This is a genomic window from Photobacterium sp. AWH4_225 (assembly GCF_056158405.1).
Window position 1 is genome coordinate 2,843,849 of the sequence record NZ_JBSWTF010000001.1, and the last position, 17,645, is coordinate 2,861,493.

Sequence of the window (17,645 nt, forward strand, 5' to 3'; positions counted from 1 at the left end):
AACAGGCCCTCGATGAGGGCCTGTATTCTCTGGTATTTGTTAGCAGGCGCTTACGCCAGCGTCTTGTTGATTTCCGCCAGTACCGCTGCCGGATCAGCGGCTTTGGTAATTGGACGGCCGATCACCAAGTAATCAGAGCCAGCCTGAACGGCTTCAACAGGGGTCATTACTCGGCGTTGGTCGCCAGCAGCGCTGCCTGCAGGACGAATACCAGGAGTAACCAGCTTAAACTCACTGCCCAGCTCAGTCTTCAGCATGGTCGACTCGTGTGCTGAACATACTACCCCATCAAGACCACTGTTTTTGGTCAGGCGAGCAAGGTTCAAAACATGATCTTTTGGCTCTGCCGTGATGCCAATCCCCTGAAGGTCTGAGGCTTCCATACTGGTCAGAACCGTCACACCGATAAGTAACGGGCGATCTTTGCCAAACGGCTCAAGGATTTCACGAGACGCCGTCATCATACGCTCGCCACCGCTAGCATGTACGTTCACCATCCACACACCCAGATCGGCCGCTGCCGCCACAGCGCGTGAGCAAGTGTTCGGGATATCGTGGAATTTCAAATCGAGAAATACAGAATGGCCCCGCTCATGCAGCTTACGCACAAAGTCAGGGCCAAAAAAAGTAAACATCTCTTTGCCAACTTTCAATCGGCAACTTCCCGGTTCAATTCGGTCAACAAAGGCTAACGCTTCGTCTTGGCTTGGGTAGTCGAGAGCGACAATTACTTTTGGATCTAACATGGCATCTCCTGCTTAGTTATAAGGTCAAACTAGCCCAGCTTGCTGAGCGCGCTCAGGATTGTACAGCAAAATAGTTTTTTATCGAGTATTAATTGATATTTCACACCAAACAGCCAAAAGTTACACTCAATACAAGTAGCCAATCGTTTGATATAGGGAGAATATTTTTTAAGGTGTTTTGCTTTATATAAATTCAACCTAAATTATTTAACTAGCTCGTTTGAGGTCAAAATAGCATAGTTTTATTACAAAAAAAGCCCACTTGAGCTTCAAGCGGGCTTTTCAATGTAATTTACACGGTCATCTTGTGCTTATTCACCATCCAATCCACGTATTGGCTTAATGGCACCCCACCCTTTGCAGGAAGGACATTGCCAATACAGGGAATGGGTAGCAAACCCACATTGGCGACAACGGTAATGAGGCTTAATTTTAAGCTGCTCTCCAACCAAGCCACGCAGTGTGGTCAAACTGTCTTTTGCCCTGCCGTCCTCAGCTTCGTCCAAATGATAGTCCATCAACTGGTAAAAGCCCTTCATAGTCGGGTTCTTCTGCAACTGACGGGTCATAAAGGTCTGGGCCATGGTTGCCCCTTCCCGCTTGGCAATCTCATCGGCTAGCATAAGTTCTGCCGTCGAGCCTGCCTTCTGTTCGACACAGTAGCGCAGATACTTGAGCCAAGCAGATTCATTGTCCATCGCTTCATAGCACTGCAACAAGAGCGGCAGCGCTTCACCGATGAATTCAATGTCTTGCTCGGCCACACGCTCCAATTGCTTAGCAGCGGCTTTGAAGTCCTCTTCGGCAATCAAGATCTTTGCCAGCATAATACTGGCTCTAACACAGGTCTTGTCTGCTGATAGCGACTTCTTCAGTAGCTGTTTTGCTTTATCCGGGTTCTGGGCGCTCATTTCGAGCATCGCCATTTCACACCAGTAATGGGCGATATCATGCTTGAGCTTACTCTTGCCCATCTTGACCAGATGGTTGGCAATATTAATGGCCTTTTCCCATTCCCTGGTCTGTTGATAAATGGTCAGAAGTTGCTGAAGTGCGCCTTTACGGTGGTCTGGTTCATCCAGTAGCTGTTCGAAGATCTTCTCGGCGCGGTCAAAAAAACCAGCTGCCATGTAGTCCTGCGCCAGCTGCTGCAAAGCAAGATTACGCTGGTCGATAGTAAGGTTGGGGCGGGCAATCAAATTTTGGTGGATACGAATTGCACGATCAACTTCTCCCCGGCTCCGGAACAGATTTCCCAAAGCCAGGTGAGTATCGATGGTTTCACTATCAACCTGGAGCAACTCAATAAACACATCCACTGCTTTGTCGGATTGGTCCGACAACAGCAGGTTCAGGCCTGTCACGTACTGACGTGACATATGATGAGACTGCTCTTGTTGCTTGTTACTAGCGCTCCTGTTACCCATGTACCAGCCGTAGGCGGCTGCGATAGGCAATAGCAGGAACAACAGTTCTAGCATTAAATGTTATTCCTTAATTGGCTCGGCGCGTAGCTGATCCAATTCTTGTTGCTGCTTTTGTACTTTCTTGCTCAGGCGGTTTTTGGTGAAGCGGGCTTTAAGGTATAGCAGGCCACAGATCAGCCAGCCGATCACAAACCCGGAACCGAAGGCAATACCCAGCAATGTGGAAAGCTGGAGTTCTCCCTGGGCGATCAGAAAGTCAAAGTTAACCAACTGCTGATTTTGGGCACCCAACGCTAGGGTAACCAAGAAACACGCAGCCAGTAAGAGTACAGTCAGTATCTTCATCGTGAATCCTTCTCACTTGAACGAAATGTAGATTTTAGATGATACCTATCTGGTAAAGGCAATGCCCCTAAACCGAAAAAACATCTGGTATAAGCACAGATGGGTATGGCCTGATTATGCAAGATTTTGCCTCATCAGACCATGATCAATACGCATAAAAAAACGGCATACTTAACAGCATGCCGTTTTTTTGTTCTAAACGTGCTTAACTAGCAATAGACTGGTTAACACGGTCGCGCAATTCCTTACCTGGCTTGAAGTGAGGAACGTACTTGCCGTCCAGCTCAACTTTGTCACCTGTTTTCGGGTTTCGACCTACACGTGGAGCGCGGTAATGCAAAGAGAAGCTACCAAAGCCACGGATTTCGATACGGTCACCTTCAGCAAGTGTCGTAGCCATATGCTCAAGGATTTCCTTAATTGCATCTTCTACCTGTTTGGCAGAAAGATGTGTTTGTTGACTACATAGTCTTTCAATTAATTCAGACTTTGTCATAAACACTCCGTTTTTAGTATGTTTCTCAATAGTATAACCGCTTGGGGGGAAAAGTGATCCCCCCGAGCTCAATTATTCGCCTTTAGCCGCTTTGAAAGCGTCAGCCATTGCGTTACCGAAAGAAGCATCTTCTTGCTTGTTCAGGTTAGCCATAGCTTCTTGCTCTTCAGCAACGTCTTTAGCGCGAACAGATAGGTTGATTACGCGGTTCTTACGGTCAACGCCTGTGAATTTAGCTTCAACAGAATCGCCAACAGAAAGAACTAGAGTTGCGTCTTCAACACGGTCAACTGATGCTTCAGAAGCACGTAGGTAACCTTCAACACCTTCAGCTAGCTCGATAGTTGCGCCTTTCGCGTCAACTGCAGTAACAGTACCAGTAACTAGAGCACCTTTCTTGTTAACTGCAACGTAGCCGTTGAATGGGTCTTCTTCGATCTGCTTGATACCTAGAGAGATACGCTCACGCTCAGCGTCAACTGCTAGAACAACTGCAGAGATTTCGTCGCCTTTCTTGAAGTCACGAACTGCGTCTTCACCTGCAACATTCCAAGAAATGTCAGATAGGTGAACTAGACCGTCGATGCCGCCTTCAAGACCGATGAAGATACCGAAGTCAGTGATAGACTTGATCTTACCAGTTACGCGATCGCCCTTAGCTTGCATTTCTGCGAATGACTGCCATGGGTTAGCTTTACACTGCTTAAGACCTAGGCTGATACGACGACGTTCTTCGTCGATATCAAGAACCATAACTTCAACTTCGTCGCCCACGTTAACAACTTTAGATGGGTGGATGTTCTTGTTAGTCCAATCCATCTCAGAAACGTGTACAAGACCTTCAACGCCTTCTTCGATTTCAACGAAGCAGCCGTAGTCAGTTAGGTTAGTTACGCGGCCAGAAAGCTTAGTACCTTCTGGGTAACGCTTAGCGATAGCTACCCATGGATCTTCGCCTAGCTGCTTAAGACCTAGTGATACGCGAGTACGCTCACGGTCGAACTTAAGAACTTTAACGTTGATCTCGTCGCCAACATTAACGATTTCAGATGGGTGTTTAACGCGCTTCCAAGCCATGTCAGTGATGTGTAGAAGACCGTCAACACCACCAAGATCAACGAACGCACCGTAGTCAGTAAGGTTCTTAACGATACCTTTAACTTCCATGCCTTCCTGTAGAGAAGCAAGAAGTTCATCACGCTCAACGCTGTTTTCAGATTCGATAACTGCGCGACGAGAAACAACTACGTTGTTACGCTTCTGGTCTAGCTTGATTACTTTGAACTCTAGCTCTTTGTTTTCTAGGTGAGCAGTGTCACGAACTGGACGTACGTCTACTAGAGAACCTGGTAGGAACGCACGGATGCCGTTAAGTTCAACTGTGAAGCCGCCCTTAACTTTACCGTTGATGATACCAACAACAGTTTCAGCGTCTTCGTAAGCTTTTTCAAGAACGATCCAAGCTTCGTGGCGCTTAGCTTTCTCGCGAGAAAGTTTAGTCTCACCAAAGCCGTCTTCAACTGCGTCTAGTGCAACGTCAACTTCAGCACCAACTTCGATTTCAATTTCGCCAGCAGCGTTCTTGAATTCATCAGCAGGGATAGAAGACTCAGACTTAAGGCCTGCGTCAACTAGTACGTAACCGTTTTCGATAGCTACAACAGTACCTTTAACGATCGCGCCTGGACGTGTTTCTAGTTCGTTTAGAGACTCTTCAAAAAGTAGAGCAAAAGATTCAGTCATTATTTAATCTTCAATGTGATTAACAACCATGGGTATCCTACCGCATGGGGTTGGTAGTAATGTCAGTTATCATCCGTGACACCGACGCCATCATGCCGAATTATTCGACAGACAATTTCGTTTCAATATGGGCCAATGCCTGTTCGATGACTTGATCGATAGACATCTCTGTAGAGTCTAGCACCAATGCATCAGCCGCGGGACGTAACGGCGCGACCGCACGGTTGCGATCTCGGTCGTCACGTTCCTGAATTTCTTTCAAAAGGTGGTCAAAGTTAACATCTAACCCTTTCTGTTGCAACTGGTTCATGCGACGATTCGCACGTTCTTCAGCACTGGCATCGAGAAAGATCTTGACTTCTGCCTGAGGGAACACCACGGTGCCCATGTCACGGCCGTCCGCGACCAGACCCGGTGCCTCGCTGAAAGCACGCTGGCGACGAAGCAAGGCTTCACGCACACGCGGCAATGCAGCCACCTTAGAGGCCGCCATACCGGTTTCTTCCTTACGAAGCTCACCCGATACGTCTTCCCCTTCAAGAATCACCTTTACCAACTCACCTTCAGCCACAAACTGCACATCCAGGTGAGCAGCCAAAGGTACAAGTGCGTCTTCAGACTCAAGGTCAACACCGTGGTGCAACGCAGCAAGCGCCAGCACACGGTAGATGGCACCAGAGTCCAATAGCTTCCAGCCCAGTTTTTCTGCCAACAGCATACATAGCGTGCCTTTGCCGGCACCGCTTGGTCCATCGACAGTGATCACTGGCGCGTGAGTAGACATAGGTAATCTCCAAACTTGTTTAAATCTAAGCAGTAATACCCATCGACACGCCTGCAGGGACATACCGATACTTATTACCGCTCTCAAACGGGGGCATATTATACGAGAAAAAAGTTGTGATACCAATCAGTAATCCGGCTTTGGGACAAATACTGAGAAGGAAAAAACAAAACCCGCCAGGTGGCGGGTTTGTCACGACTATTGATGATTTTGCCAATTAGTTGCTCAAAATCGCCAGCTTGTCGAAGTAGTCCGGGAAGGTCTTGGAGGTACACTTAGGATCGTTAATCGTCACCGGCGTATCACTCAGTGCCACCAGCGAGAAGCACATTGCCATACGGTGATCATCGTAAGTATCAATAGCAGCATGGGTAAGCTGTGCAGGCGGAGTAATCGTGATGTAGTCTTCACCTTCTTCCACTTCAGCACCTACTTTGCGCAGTTCAGTTGCCATCGCAGCCAGACGGTCAGTTTCCTTCACACGCCAGTTGTAAACATTGCGAATCGACGTAGTGCCTTCGGCAAACAGCGCCGCGGTAGCAATCGTCATCGCCGCATCTGGGATATGATTAAAATCAAGATCAACCGCTTTAAGCTCACCACGACGGGCAATCACATAATCATCGCCCCACTCGATTTCAGCGCCCATTGCCGCTAGCGCATCAGCAAATTGAACATCACCCTGGATACTCTTCTTGCCAATACCGGTCACTTTCACTTCACCGCCTTTAATCGCTGCCGCCGCTAGGAAGTATGACGCCGATGAAGCATCACCTTCAACCAAGAAGTCACCCGGTGCCTGGTAAGCCTGGTTACCTTTCACCACAAACTCCTGGTAATCGCGGTTCTCCACCTCGACACCGAACTGAGCCATGATATGCAGGGTGATATCAATATACGGCTTCGATACCAGCTCACCTTTAATGCGGATCACCGTATCTGCCGAGGCTAGCGGCGCCGACATCAAGAATGCGGTGAGGAACTGACTCGAAATCGAACCATCAATTTCCACTTCGCCACCTGTCAGGCCTGTGCCTTTGATCTTAAGTGGTGGGTAGTTGTCATTCTCAAGGTAAGTGATTTCTGCACCTGCGGTACGCAGCGCATCCACCAAGTGGCCGATTGGGCGCTCTTTCATGCGCGGCTCACCGGTCAGGACGAACTCGCCATCACCAAGGCACAGTGCCGCCGCCAACGGGCGCATCGCGGTGCCGGCATTCCCCAAGAAGAGTTCCATCGCCTCGGTTGGCTTGAACGCTCCACCTAGGCCAGTTACTTCACAAACGGTTTTGTCATCAGACAGCTGATAGCTCACTCCCAGCTTGGTCAGGGCTGTTAGCATATGACGGATATCATCACTATCAAGGAGGTTAGTCAGTCGGGTGGTGCCGTTTGCTAACGCCGCCAATAGCAGAGCTCGGTTCGAGACGCTTTTGGAACCTGGCAGATTCACGGTGCCATTAATCTTACTGATCGGCTGTAACGTTAAACTTTCCATCTGTTATTTCATTAATCCTGTTTGGTCGCAGTTCAAGCAGATTAACCAATATTGACTCAGTTCGCTAGTACCGTTTGATCAGTTCAGCACGATTTTTTCGTAGGTAGAAAAAAAGCGCCAGAGGCGCTTTTCTTCATACTCAATGCGATGGCGATTAATCTTCACAGCGGGACAGGTTGGTTCCGTCGAAGTCGCAATCAAGGTCAACCCAACGGCCTTCGTATTTGGCCAACGAGTTATCCGCGGCAGAATAGCCCCAGATAGTGCCGCCTGTTACTGGCCCTTCAAGCTCGATTTCGTCATCAAAACGATCCTCTCGTTCGATTTCTATTGCGACAAAGCGCTCCTGGCCACCGGCATCTTTCAGGTAGCGCCCTTCGACATCTACCCAGCTGGTATCAAGATTGCTCTCATCTAAATCATCATCAAACTCAGTCTGGTCAATGATTTCAATTGCGATACCATTGATGGTGAGCACTTTATCTAGATATTTCGCTTCACCCACAGCCTGGAACTCTTTACCTGGTTTTGAGCTACCATCATCTTCGAATTCGATTTCCGTCGCCAACAAACGGCTATTGCGATGGACCATTTCGACCTCAACCCAGCGGCCAGAAGCCAGATCTTCACGACGCCCATCATCAAATTCGGTTTCATCATTCACTTCAATACGCAGGCGGCCATTGAGCTCGATTTGGGTCAGGTTATTGTTGACCCAGGAAATAACACCTTCGATCTCAGTATCGTCATAATCATGATCACCTTCAACATCAACCTCAGTAGCCTTTAAAGTATTGGTCTCTTTATCGTACGTACCATAAACCTCAACCCACGCGCCATTGACTAATTCTTTTCGATCATCAACATCAGCATTACTGTAATCAACAGTCACCGTACCAACCTTAAAAGTATTAGTATTGAGTTGCGATACCGGGCCCTCTACTTCAACAAAACCGATATCCGGCACTTTCTGAACGGCAACCACTTCCACCGAGCCATCCGCAAGAGGGTAAGTCGTCACCATCACCCAGTCGCCAACATTGATACCCGCCAAACCCGCGAACGTCATGGTGATACCGTTAACCGTAAACTCATTACCGTTAATCGCACTAACGACACCGGTCAGAGAAGGATCCAGCTTCATGGTTTCAATCCGGCTATCGTCAGCATCAACCTGAACGCGCATACCGTTTACCACCTGATCGAAAGATACCGTCACGCCATCACGATACATCACCGGGGCACCTTCACTGTACAGCGCATAGCCGTTAACGGTCAGGGTCTGGTCGCTGTGTGATATATTCGCGACCTGTCCATCTAGACGACCTGTTTTGTTCTCCGCCTCGGAGCCACCCGAGCCAGAGCCGCCGCCACAGCCAACCAACGCCATTGCAACCAGAGAAGCCAGTGCCATTTTTTTCATAATTTACCTATGATTAATTGTGCATAATTGAAAACTGGCGGTATCTTATAGCCCACAGCGTGAAGTATTCGTGAAGAAAATGCCGTCGGAGAAAAAATAAGCTGCCTTATGAAAGTGCTGATTGTCGAAGATAACCACCATGTCGCTGAAACCCTTGCCGATTACCTTGAACTCGAGGGTTACACCATCGATTGTGCCTACCATGGACTGGGGGCTATAACCTTGGTCAAAGAGAACCACTATGATGTCATCATCATGGATATCATGATGCCCAAGATTGATGGCATTTCTGCAGTCAAAAAAATCCGCGAAGAGGTCTTCTGCGACACGCCAATCCTTTTTCTCACGGCCAAAGACAGCCTAGAAGACAAAGTCGCTGCGTTTCAGGCTGGCGGCGATGACTACCTGGTCAAGCCCTTTGCCATGGAAGAGCTCTGCCTGCGCCTGCAAGCACTGGCCTGTCGAGGCTCTCGCAAAGATGTCGGGGTGCTCTCCTTTGCTGATCTCACCATCAACCAAACAACAGGCGAAGTGTTGCGCGCCGGCCTCCCCATCAAACTGAGCCGTATCCAACTTAAAATTCTGTCACTATTGATGAAGAGAGCACCAGCTATCGTTTCAAGGCAAGAAGTCATCGATACCGTCTGGGGGGAAGAGGCACCAGGAAGCGATGCCTTGCGCAGTCATGTCTATGGCCTGAGAAATGCCATCGATAAAGGCTTTGTAGAAACACGATTAGAGACAATTCATGGCCAAGGATACAGACTCAAAGCGTAAAGCCTACCCCAGTATTTATCGCAAGATTCGCTGGAGCTTCGGCATCCCTACTCTGATCATGTTTACGTTATTCTGGTCAGTGATCTACCTCGCCGAAAATGAACTCGAGATTATCAGTCTCCATCATTGGCTCGATACCGAGGCAAGCCGCTACAGCCGTGATTACCAGCGCTTTGGTGATCAGGCCCAACTACCAAATGAAAAAGAGTTTTACAGTTACTGGAGTAAAGAAAACACGCCGGCTTGGCTCGTTAGCTATACCGAGCCCGGATTCTACGAGCACCTACTGGGCAAAGAAGATAAACACTTCATTGTCACCGAGCACCCATCCGGTGACGGCCTCTTTTATATCGTGTTCCAGGACGATGCCGATGACTATCTCGATGAATATGAAGCTCGCCTGCATTTCATGACTTTCAGCCTCGGCGGATTAGTCTCTCTCGCAGTGCTGATCTACAGCTGGTATTTTGTAAAAAGTGTCTCTAGGCCGCTGGAAACCATCGAGCACAAAATTCGCAATATGCCCCCGGACCAACCGGACTTTTTGGTCGAGACCGAATACAAAGAAACCCGGGAAATTGAACAAGCCCTGCATGAAAGCAAGGTGGAGATTGCACGCTTTTTTCAACGTGAGCATGATTTCAGCCGCTTTGCTTCCCATGAGCTTCGCACTCCGATAATGGTCATACAAGGTTCAGCGGAATTGCTGGGTAAAGTGCCCAATCAACCTCCTGTTGCAATAAAAGCGATCAATCGATTACAACAAGCCAGCGAAGAAATGCGGGAGTTAACAGAAGCCTTTTTACTATTGGGCAAAGAGAGTATCGATCAGCATCATTTCGGCGATTTTGAGCTAGAGCATAACCTGCGCCAGCAACTCGATGCCATGGCTCCGATTTTCGCCAAACAAGATGCCACTTTCGTGTTGGAGACCGATTCGCCAAGCACTATTCACGCCCCTGAGAGCTTCATTAATATTGTTATTAACAACTTGATCAAAAATGCCTTTAGCTACAGTGTAGGCGATATTCAGATCCAGCTTACCGGGGATAAGCTGACCATCATCAATTATCACGACGGTAATGAAACGTTTAATGCAGGATATGGTTGCGGGCTAGTGATTGTTGAACGAATTTGCGAACGTATGGGGTGGCAGTTCACCCCCGTTGACGACAGCACAAAGTTCACCACTACATTAGCCTTTACATCTACCCCCAACGCAAGGAGCGAGGAACATGATAACCATTTTGGCGCGATTTAAGATATTTCGGTTAATTTCTGTTGGGCTATTGGTGGTAATGGCAGGCTGTACTGGCATGCCTAAGTCCGTCGAGCCAGTCTCTCCCTTCAGTGTCGATAAATACTTGGGAACCTGGTATGAAATCGCCCGCTTGGATCATAGCTTCGAGCGTGGACTCAGTGATGTCAGTGCCGTTTATAGCCTTAATGATGACGGCTCTATAAAGGTGATCAACCGAGGCTTTGATACCGAAGAGCAAAAATGGCAGCAGGCCGATGGCCGAGCCGTATTTGTCGATGACGAAAACAAAGGTCACCTCAAGGTCTCATTCTTCGGCCCCTTCTACAGCAGTTATGTGGTGTTCTTTCTCGAGCCCGACTATTCCGTTGCCCTTGTCAGCGGATTCAACAGTGATTATTTGTGGTTGCTAGCGAGAAAGCCCGAACTAGATAAGGCACAAATCTCCCGTTATGTCGCCATTGCCAAAGAAGCGGGATTTGAAACCGACAAGCTGCTCTACCCGGAGCAGTCACGTTACCAGTGAGCAGATAAAAACCGACCCGCCAGGGAAGGCGGGTCGGAGCGACATGGATGTCTTATTGCGTTTTTTAAATTTTCATTCTAGTGCTAAGGCTCAGGAATAAACCTTAACCATGCTGCTGCTCGAACTGCTTCATGAAATCAACCAACGCTTGTACACCTTCGATTGGCATTGCGTTGTAGATCGAAGCGCGCATCCCGCCAACAGCACGGTGCCCCTTGAGGGCTTTCAAGCCAGCAGCATCTGCTTGCTCTAGGAACAAGGCATCCAACTCAGGATTCTTAAGCTGGAACGGCACGTTCATCAGTGAGCGGTTGTCCGAATGAACCTCGTTACGGTAGAAATCCGACTGGTCAATGTAGTCATACAACACGTTGGCTTTGGCAACGTTGCGCTGCTCCATCGCTTCCACACCACCCAGTTCCTTGAGCCATTTGAAGACTTCACCAGCTAGGTACCAAGCAAACGTCGGTGGCGTGTTGTACATCGATTCTTTATCCACCTGGACACTATAGTCCAGAATACTTGGTAGGATAGACTGTGCCTTGCCCAGCAGATCATCACGCACGATAACAATGGTCAAACCTGCAGGGCCGATATTTTTCTGGGCGCCAGCGTAGATCACACCATATTTCGAGACATCAATCGGACGAGACAGAATCGTCGATGACAAGTCAGCCACAATAGGCTTGTCCGTAACCGGCAGGTCGCGGATCTCCAATCCATCGATGGTTTCATTCGGGCAGAAATGAACAAAGGCGGCATCATCAGACAACGGCCACTGGGCAGCCGGCAGGATCGCTTTTTTGCCATCACGCTCGCAGGTGATATCGACTACATTCGGCTGGCAGTATTTCTCGGCTTCAGCGGCCGCACTATGCGCCCAGTAACCACCATCCATATAGTCGGCACTCTTAGCGTCACCCAACAAGTTCATCGGTACTGCGGCAAACTGAGCACGGGCACCACCGTGGCAGAACAATACATGGTAATTGTCTGGGATGGATAGCAGGTCGCGCAGGTCTTGCTCGGACTGTTTGGCCACCGCAATGAACTCCTTGCCACGGTGGCTGATTTCCATCACCGAGGTACCAAGATCATTCCAATTAACGAGTTCTTGTTGGGCCTTTTTCAATACGTCTGCCGGGATCATCGCTGGGCCGGCGCAAAAGTTATAAACGTTGTCCATGGTGTAAGACGAGCTCCTGCTGGAAAAACATAAAGTTGTGGTCATAAAGCTGTGACCAATGTCTGTTTTTACACCTTTATGACGGTGCTGAAAAGGGGCAAACAGAAAATAGTATGAGGAATGGCAGGGCTCTGGCCTACAGGCATAAAAAAACGCAGCCTGTAGGCTGCGCTTTTATCAGAGTAACTAACTACCTAGTTATTCCTGCTCAGAAGAGTCGTCTGCTTCGCTGTCAGCAGCTGGCGTTTCGCCCTCTGCTGGAGCTTCACCTTCGACCAGTTCCGCATCTTCGATAAGCTCGTCTTCTTCCGGCTCGTCGATACGCTGCAGACCAACAACCTGCTCGTCTTCAGCAGTACGGATCAGGGTAACACCCTGAGTATTACGGCCGACACGGCTCACTTCTGCCACACGAGTACGAACCAGCGTACCGCCGTTGGTGATCATCATGAACTCGTCGCCGTCTTCAACCTGAACAGCACCAACTACGCTACCGTTACGCTCAGAGACCTTGATAGAGACAACACCCTGGGTCGCACGGCTCTTCGCTGGGTATTCTTCCAGCTCAGTTCGCTTACCGTAACCATTTTCGGTTACTGTCAGTACGTCACCTTCGTTGTGAGGAACAATCAAGGAAACAACCTTGTCGCTCTCAGCCAACTTGATACCGCGAACACCCGCCGCAGTACGGCCCATGCCACGTACCTGCTCTTCAGAGAAACGAACAACCTTACCGGCTTTCGAGAACAGCATGATGTCATCGCTGCCTTCGGTGATATCCACACCGATCAGCGAGTCACCGTCACGTAGGTTAACTGCGATGATACCTGCGCTACGAGGACGGCTGAAGTCAGTCAGCGGGGTCTTCTTAACGGTACCGTCTGCAGTCGCCATGAAGATAAACTTGTCAGCGGCGTATTCCTTCACTGGTAGGATAGCGGTAATACGCTCACCTTCTTCCAGCGGCAGGATATTCACAATCGGCTTACCACGGGCAGTACGGCTAGCCAGCGGTAGCTGGTAAACTTTCAGCCAGTACATACGGCCGCGGCTCGAGAAACATAGAATCGTATCGTGGGTATTGGCCACCAGCAGACGCTCAATGAAGTCTTCATCCTTCATACGCGTTGCCGCTTTACCTTTACCACCACGACGCTGTGCTTCGTAGTCGCTCAGAACCTGGTACTTGACGTAACCTTCGTGAGAAAGGGTTACAACAACATCTTCCTGGTTGATCAGATCTTCCAAATCGATGTCGTGGCTCGCTGCAGTAATTTCAGTGCGGCGAACATCGTTGAACTGCTCTTTGACCAGTTCAAGTTCTTCGCGGATCACTTCCATTAAACGCTCAGAACTTGCAAGGATGTGCATCAGCTCAGCGATTTCTTCAAGCAGTGTTTTGTATTCGCCAAGGATCTTCTCGTGCTCTAGACCCGTCAACTTGTGTAGACGTAGATCTAGAATCGCTTGGGCTTGCTGTTCAGTCAGGTAGTACTGACCGTCACGGATACCGTATTGCTCTTCCAGCCATTCCGGACGAGCAGCATCGGTGCCTGCACGCTCAAGCATTGCTGCAACATTGCCAAGATCCCAGCCGCGTGCAACCAGGCCAGCTTTCGCTTCAGCTGGCGTCGGCGCGCTTTTGATCAGCTCGATGATTTCATCGATGTTGGCCAGTGCCAGTGCCAAACCTTCAAGGATATGGGCACGTTCACGGGCTTTGCGTAGCTCATAGATAGTACGGCGAGTCACCACTTCACGGCGGTGGTTCACAAAGCACTTCAACATCTCTTTCAGGTTGAAGGTCTTCGGCTGGCCGTTATCTAGTGCCACCATGTTGATACCGAATGTGGTCTGAAGCTGAGTCTGTGCGTACAGGTTGTTCAGCACCACCTCGCCCACAGCGTCACGCTTACATTCGATAACAATGCGCATACCGTCTTTGTCAGATTCGTCGCGCAGGGCACTTATCCCTTCAACCTTCTTGTCTTTTACTAGCTCGGCGATCTTTTCGATCAGACGGGCTTTGTTGACCTGGTATGGGATTTCAGTAACAACAATGGTCTCTTTACCATTCTTGTCAGCTTCAATTTCCGCTTTCGAGCGCAGGTAGATCTTTCCGCGACCGGTCTTATAGGCATCAACGATACCCTTACGGCCACTGATCATAGCTGCAGTCGGGAAGTCTGGACCCGGAATGTATTCCATCAGCTGATCAATGGTGATGTCTTCATCATTGATGTAAGCCAAGCAACCATCGATCACTTCACCTAGGTTGTGAGGTGGGATGTTCGTTGCCATACCAACGGCGATACCCGACGAACCGTTAACCAACAGGTTCGGGATCTTGGTTGGTAGTACCGCAGGGATCTGCTCGGTACCGTCATAGTTAGGAACGTAATCTACCGTCTCTTTGTCCAGATCAGCCAATAGTTCATGGGCGATCTTGGCCATACGCACTTCGGTATAACGCATTGCCGCGGCGGAGTCGCCGTCAATCGAACCGAAGTTACCCTGACCATCTACCAGCATGTAGCGAAGAGAGAAAGGTTGCGCCATACGTACGATCGTGTCGTAAACCGCGCTATCACCGTGCGGGTGATATTTACCGATTACGTCACCAACCACACGGGCAGATTTTTTATATGCTTTATTCCAGTCATTGCCCAGTACGTTCATCGCGAATAAAACGCGACGGTGTACCGGCTTAAGGCCATCACGCACATCAGGAAGAGCACGACCCACGATAACTGACATCGCGTAGTCGAGATACGAGCCTTTCAGCTCCTCTTCAATGTTTACGGGCGTGATCTCTTTTGCAAGATCGCTCATGGAGCCAATATCCCTCAGGTAATTTCTGTCGTATACGTATACCAAACGGCATAGTTAGCGCTAAAACGGGCTGAGAGCCAATCTAAGGCGTTATCTATAACGTCTGGTACCATACGTGCAAGGTGCGAGAATATAGCATATTTCAGCCCAGATAGGCACACCTTTCACCATTATGTTGAGAGTAATTTAGCGGATTGGGAAAAAATCGAAAGTACTAATCTCAGTATTCCCCTACTGACAGCCTGTTTTTTGCTCAAAGCTTGTTTTTTATTACTTTTCTTAGTTTTGGTTCCCACCCGAACAAATTGCAACCAATTGTAAATTATTGAGCAAGATCGTAATTGCACCACTTCTGTATAACACTGACCAAAAGCTGAACAAAAAACTGATCATTATCAATTTTGCTTTTATGCATTTAGGTACAATTAACCCGCAAGAACAAAATCTAAGATTTCAAAAATCACTATATATACAGTTAAGCGAGGTCAATTATGTTAGGCAGAGTAATCACTACATTAGGCGTGTGCATCATCGGCGGCAAATATCTTCTTATGCTCATCATCGCAGGTATTGCAATGACCACAGGCGGTGCACAGGCTGATTTGATGCAGCTAGCCATGATAGAACCAGCTGAGTAAATCCTATGCAAACACGGAACGTTTACCAGGCTTAGAAGCGAAATGCGAAGATAACGCAATCAGCTCCTAAGCCTGAATTGTTTTTAGGACCAGCAAAACTTTTTACTTCCCCTTTTCAACGCTGTTCTTCCTTCACACTCCGGCACCGCATTGTCCATTCTGTCGCTCTTCCATCTCCGGGGCGGCAGCGGTAATTCGAATCTGAGCCCATTCACTCTTTTTCAACAACACCACCATAACAAGCCAATAAATTATCGCTAATACCTGCCCCTAATGGAGGCTTAGGGTTATAATGCCGCAATCAAAAAGGAATATGGCAAAGATACATGACTAAGCAGTTGAATGTAGACCCAGCAGAAATCAGCAAATTCGAAGAAATGGCGTCCCGATGGTGGGATTTGGAAGGTGAGTTCAAACCGCTGCACCAAATCAACCCGCTGCGCCTCAACTATGTCATTGACAGAGCAGAAGGCCTATTTGGCAAAAAAGTCCTGGACGTCGGCTGCGGCGGCGGCATCTTGGCCGAGAGCATGGCAGTAGAAGGCGCCGATGTCACCGGCCTTGATATGGGCAAAGAGCCTTTGACGGTTGCCCGCCTGCATGCATTGGAAACCGGCACCAAACTTGAGTATGTCCAGCGCACTGCCGAAGAACACGCCGAACTGCATCCTGAGACCTATGATGTCGTGACCTGCATGGAAATGCTGGAACACGTACCTGACCCTGCTTCGGTGATAGCTTCCTGTGCCAAGATGGTTAAGCCAGGCGGCCATGTCTTCTTCTCGACCCTGAACCGTAACTTCAAATCATACTTGTTCGCCATCGTCGGCGCCGAGCAAGTAATGAAACTGGTACCCAAGGGTACTCATGACCACGAGAAGTTCATTCGCCCGTCCGAGCTGCTAAGTATGATTGATGCCACCCCACTGCAAGACCGCCATATTACCGGCCTGCACTATAACCCGCTAACCGACCGCTACTGGCTAGGCAGCAATGTGGATGTAAACTACATCGTCCATACCACCAAGCAGTGATATATAAAGGTCATGCTTTTTAGGCTGGGGCCAATCCCCCAGCCTTTTAAACAACTAGCTTGCCTTTGTCTATCCGCTCTCAAAGCAAACAACAAAATCCTAAACTCATTTCCATTTCAATCCACATAAAGATCCCACCGAAGGAAATGCAGGAATTGACACCAACGATCACTTTTTCCTTTTAGCCCGCGTATATACTCATTAAAGCCCCCTGTTTAGTACAAGGACATGTATATATGGCAATGAAAATAAAAGCAGTACTGTTTGATTTGGATGGCACGCTTCTCGATACTGCCCCCGACATGGCCGATGCTGCCAACCGAGTTCTGGCTGACTACGACCAACCGCCTTTGAACCAACAGCAAATTCAGGCCAACACCAGCATGGGGGCCAAGGGGTTGCTGACCGCGGGTTTTGGTACCATACCTGAGCATCTCGATATTATGGCGCTCAGAGAAGAGTTCCTGCGTTATTACGAAGACAAAATCTGTGTCAATACGTCACTTTATCAAGGTGTCACCACTTTATTGGCACAACTAGAAGAAAAAGGGATCCATTGGGGGATCATGACCAACAAGCCCGGATTCCTGACCGACATGCTGCTCCCCTTCTTTCCTGAACTGCTGCGAGCCAAAACCGTTGTCTGTGGGGATACCCTGGCTGTTGCCAAGCCTCACCCCGAGCCGCTACTGCATGCTAGTCAACAAATGGGGGTTGATCATCGCGATTGTATTTACATCGGTGATATCGAAAAAGACATGATCGCGGCCAAGGCTGCCAATATGGCAGGGTATGTCGCCGGTTGGGGATACATAGGTGATGACCACACCCCTTCAGACTGGCACGCACAGGGTGTGCTGTCCCATCCTAGTGAAATCTTAACGGTTGTCGGTAGTGAGTAACCCTAGCTACGTGCCACTAACTAACCAAGA

16 protein-coding genes are annotated in these 17,645 nt (G+C 48.9%); 6 read left to right on the forward strand and 10 right to left on the reverse strand.

Annotation, left to right across the window (positions count from 1 at the left end; translation table 11 throughout):
* Positions 1–50 precede the first annotated feature (50 nt).
* The 8 genes from pyrF to ACXAD4_RS13265 all read right to left on the reverse strand — a co-directional run bounded on the left by pyrF (position 51) and on the right by ACXAD4_RS13265 (position 8,462).
* A complete protein-coding gene (gene pyrF, locus ACXAD4_RS13230; protein ID WP_475241989.1) occupies positions 51–746 on the reverse strand; it encodes an orotidine-5'-phosphate decarboxylase in 696 nt (231 codons plus the stop codon).
* Positions 747–1,057: 311 nt separating this feature from the next.
* Complete coding sequence (gene lapB / locus ACXAD4_RS13235) at positions 1,058–2,227, reverse strand: lipopolysaccharide assembly protein LapB (protein ID WP_475241990.1); 1,170 nt, start codon at positions 2,225–2,227, stop codon at positions 1,058–1,060.
* 6 nt (positions 2,228–2,233) lie between these two features.
* Complete coding sequence (locus ACXAD4_RS13240) at positions 2,234–2,518, reverse strand: LapA family protein (protein ID WP_317522160.1); 285 nt, start codon at positions 2,516–2,518, stop codon at positions 2,234–2,236.
* 205 nt (positions 2,519–2,723) lie between these two features.
* A complete protein-coding gene (ihfB, locus tag ACXAD4_RS13245; RefSeq protein ID WP_039468048.1) occupies positions 2,724–3,014 on the reverse strand; it encodes an integration host factor subunit beta in 291 nt (96 codons plus the stop codon).
* 72 nt (positions 3,015–3,086) lie between these two features.
* The gene (gene rpsA / locus ACXAD4_RS13250) at positions 3,087–4,757 is read right to left on the reverse strand and encodes a 30S ribosomal protein S1 (protein WP_475241992.1); all 1,671 of its coding nucleotides are present in this window, start codon (positions 4,755–4,757) and stop codon (positions 3,087–3,089) included.
* A 100-nt stretch (positions 4,758–4,857) separates the two neighbouring features.
* Positions 4,858–5,541, reverse strand: a complete 684-nt coding sequence (cmk, locus tag ACXAD4_RS13255; protein ID WP_475241993.1) for a (d)CMP kinase — start codon at positions 5,539–5,541, stop codon at positions 4,858–4,860.
* A 217-nt stretch (positions 5,542–5,758) separates the two neighbouring features.
* On the reverse strand, positions 5,759–7,039 hold the full coding sequence (aroA, locus tag ACXAD4_RS13260) for a 3-phosphoshikimate 1-carboxyvinyltransferase (RefSeq protein ID WP_475241995.1): 1,281 nt from the start codon (positions 7,037–7,039) through the stop codon (positions 5,759–5,761).
* 154 nt (positions 7,040–7,193) lie between these two features.
* The gene (locus ACXAD4_RS13265) at positions 7,194–8,462 is read right to left on the reverse strand and encodes a DUF5666 domain-containing protein (RefSeq protein WP_475241997.1); all 1,269 of its coding nucleotides are present in this window, start codon (positions 8,460–8,462) and stop codon (positions 7,194–7,196) included.
* A gap of 108 nt (positions 8,463–8,570) precedes the next feature.
* Between ACXAD4_RS13265 and ACXAD4_RS13270 the strand changes: the two genes are divergently transcribed.
* From ACXAD4_RS13270 to ACXAD4_RS13280, 3 genes are read left to right on the forward strand one after another with little or no spacing between them, the layout of a single operon-like run.
* Positions 8,571–9,239, forward strand: coding sequence for a response regulator transcription factor (locus ACXAD4_RS13270; protein ID WP_475241998.1), 669 nt, complete (start codon positions 8,571–8,573; stop codon positions 9,237–9,239).
* Positions 9,211–10,500 carry a sensor histidine kinase gene (locus tag ACXAD4_RS13275; RefSeq protein ID WP_475241999.1) on the forward strand — a complete coding sequence of 430 codons (1,290 nt, stop codon included), beginning with the start codon at positions 9,211–9,213 and terminating at the stop codon, positions 10,498–10,500. The genes ACXAD4_RS13270 and ACXAD4_RS13275 overlap by 29 nt, the downstream gene beginning before the upstream one ends.
* On the forward strand, positions 10,475–11,023 hold the full coding sequence (locus tag ACXAD4_RS13280; protein ID WP_475242001.1) for a lipocalin family protein: 549 nt from the start codon (positions 10,475–10,477) through the stop codon (positions 11,021–11,023). Before ACXAD4_RS13275 ends, ACXAD4_RS13280 begins: the two co-directional genes overlap by 26 nt.
* A 103-nt stretch (positions 11,024–11,126) precedes the next feature.
* Here ACXAD4_RS13280 and serC read toward each other — a convergent pair whose 3' ends face one another.
* Together serC and gyrA are read right to left on the reverse strand one after the other, a co-directional pair.
* Positions 11,127–12,209, reverse strand: a complete 1,083-nt coding sequence (gene serC, locus ACXAD4_RS13285) for a 3-phosphoserine/phosphohydroxythreonine transaminase (RefSeq protein ID WP_475242003.1) — start codon at positions 12,207–12,209, stop codon at positions 11,127–11,129.
* Between the two features lie 198 nt (positions 12,210–12,407).
* Entirely contained in the window at positions 12,408–15,041 is a 2,634-nt protein-coding gene (gene gyrA, locus ACXAD4_RS13290; protein ID WP_475242005.1) for a DNA topoisomerase (ATP-hydrolyzing) subunit A, read from the reverse strand.
* Positions 15,042–15,532: 491 nt separating this feature from the next.
* Here gyrA and ACXAD4_RS13295 point away from each other — a divergent pair, with 491 nt between their 5' ends.
* From ACXAD4_RS13295 to ACXAD4_RS13305, 3 genes are all read left to right on the forward strand, one after another.
* Positions 15,533–15,679, forward strand: coding sequence for a hypothetical protein (locus tag ACXAD4_RS13295; protein WP_170114916.1), 147 nt, complete (start codon positions 15,533–15,535; stop codon positions 15,677–15,679).
* 326 nt (positions 15,680–16,005) lie between these two features.
* Entirely contained in the window at positions 16,006–16,713 is a 708-nt protein-coding gene (gene ubiG / locus ACXAD4_RS13300) for a bifunctional 2-polyprenyl-6-hydroxyphenol methylase/3-demethylubiquinol 3-O-methyltransferase UbiG (RefSeq protein ID WP_475242008.1), read from the forward strand.
* 236 nt (positions 16,714–16,949) lie between these two features.
* Complete coding sequence (locus ACXAD4_RS13305) at positions 16,950–17,615, forward strand: HAD family hydrolase (RefSeq protein ID WP_475242009.1); 666 nt, start codon at positions 16,950–16,952, stop codon at positions 17,613–17,615.
* Positions 17,616–17,645 lie beyond the last annotated feature (30 nt).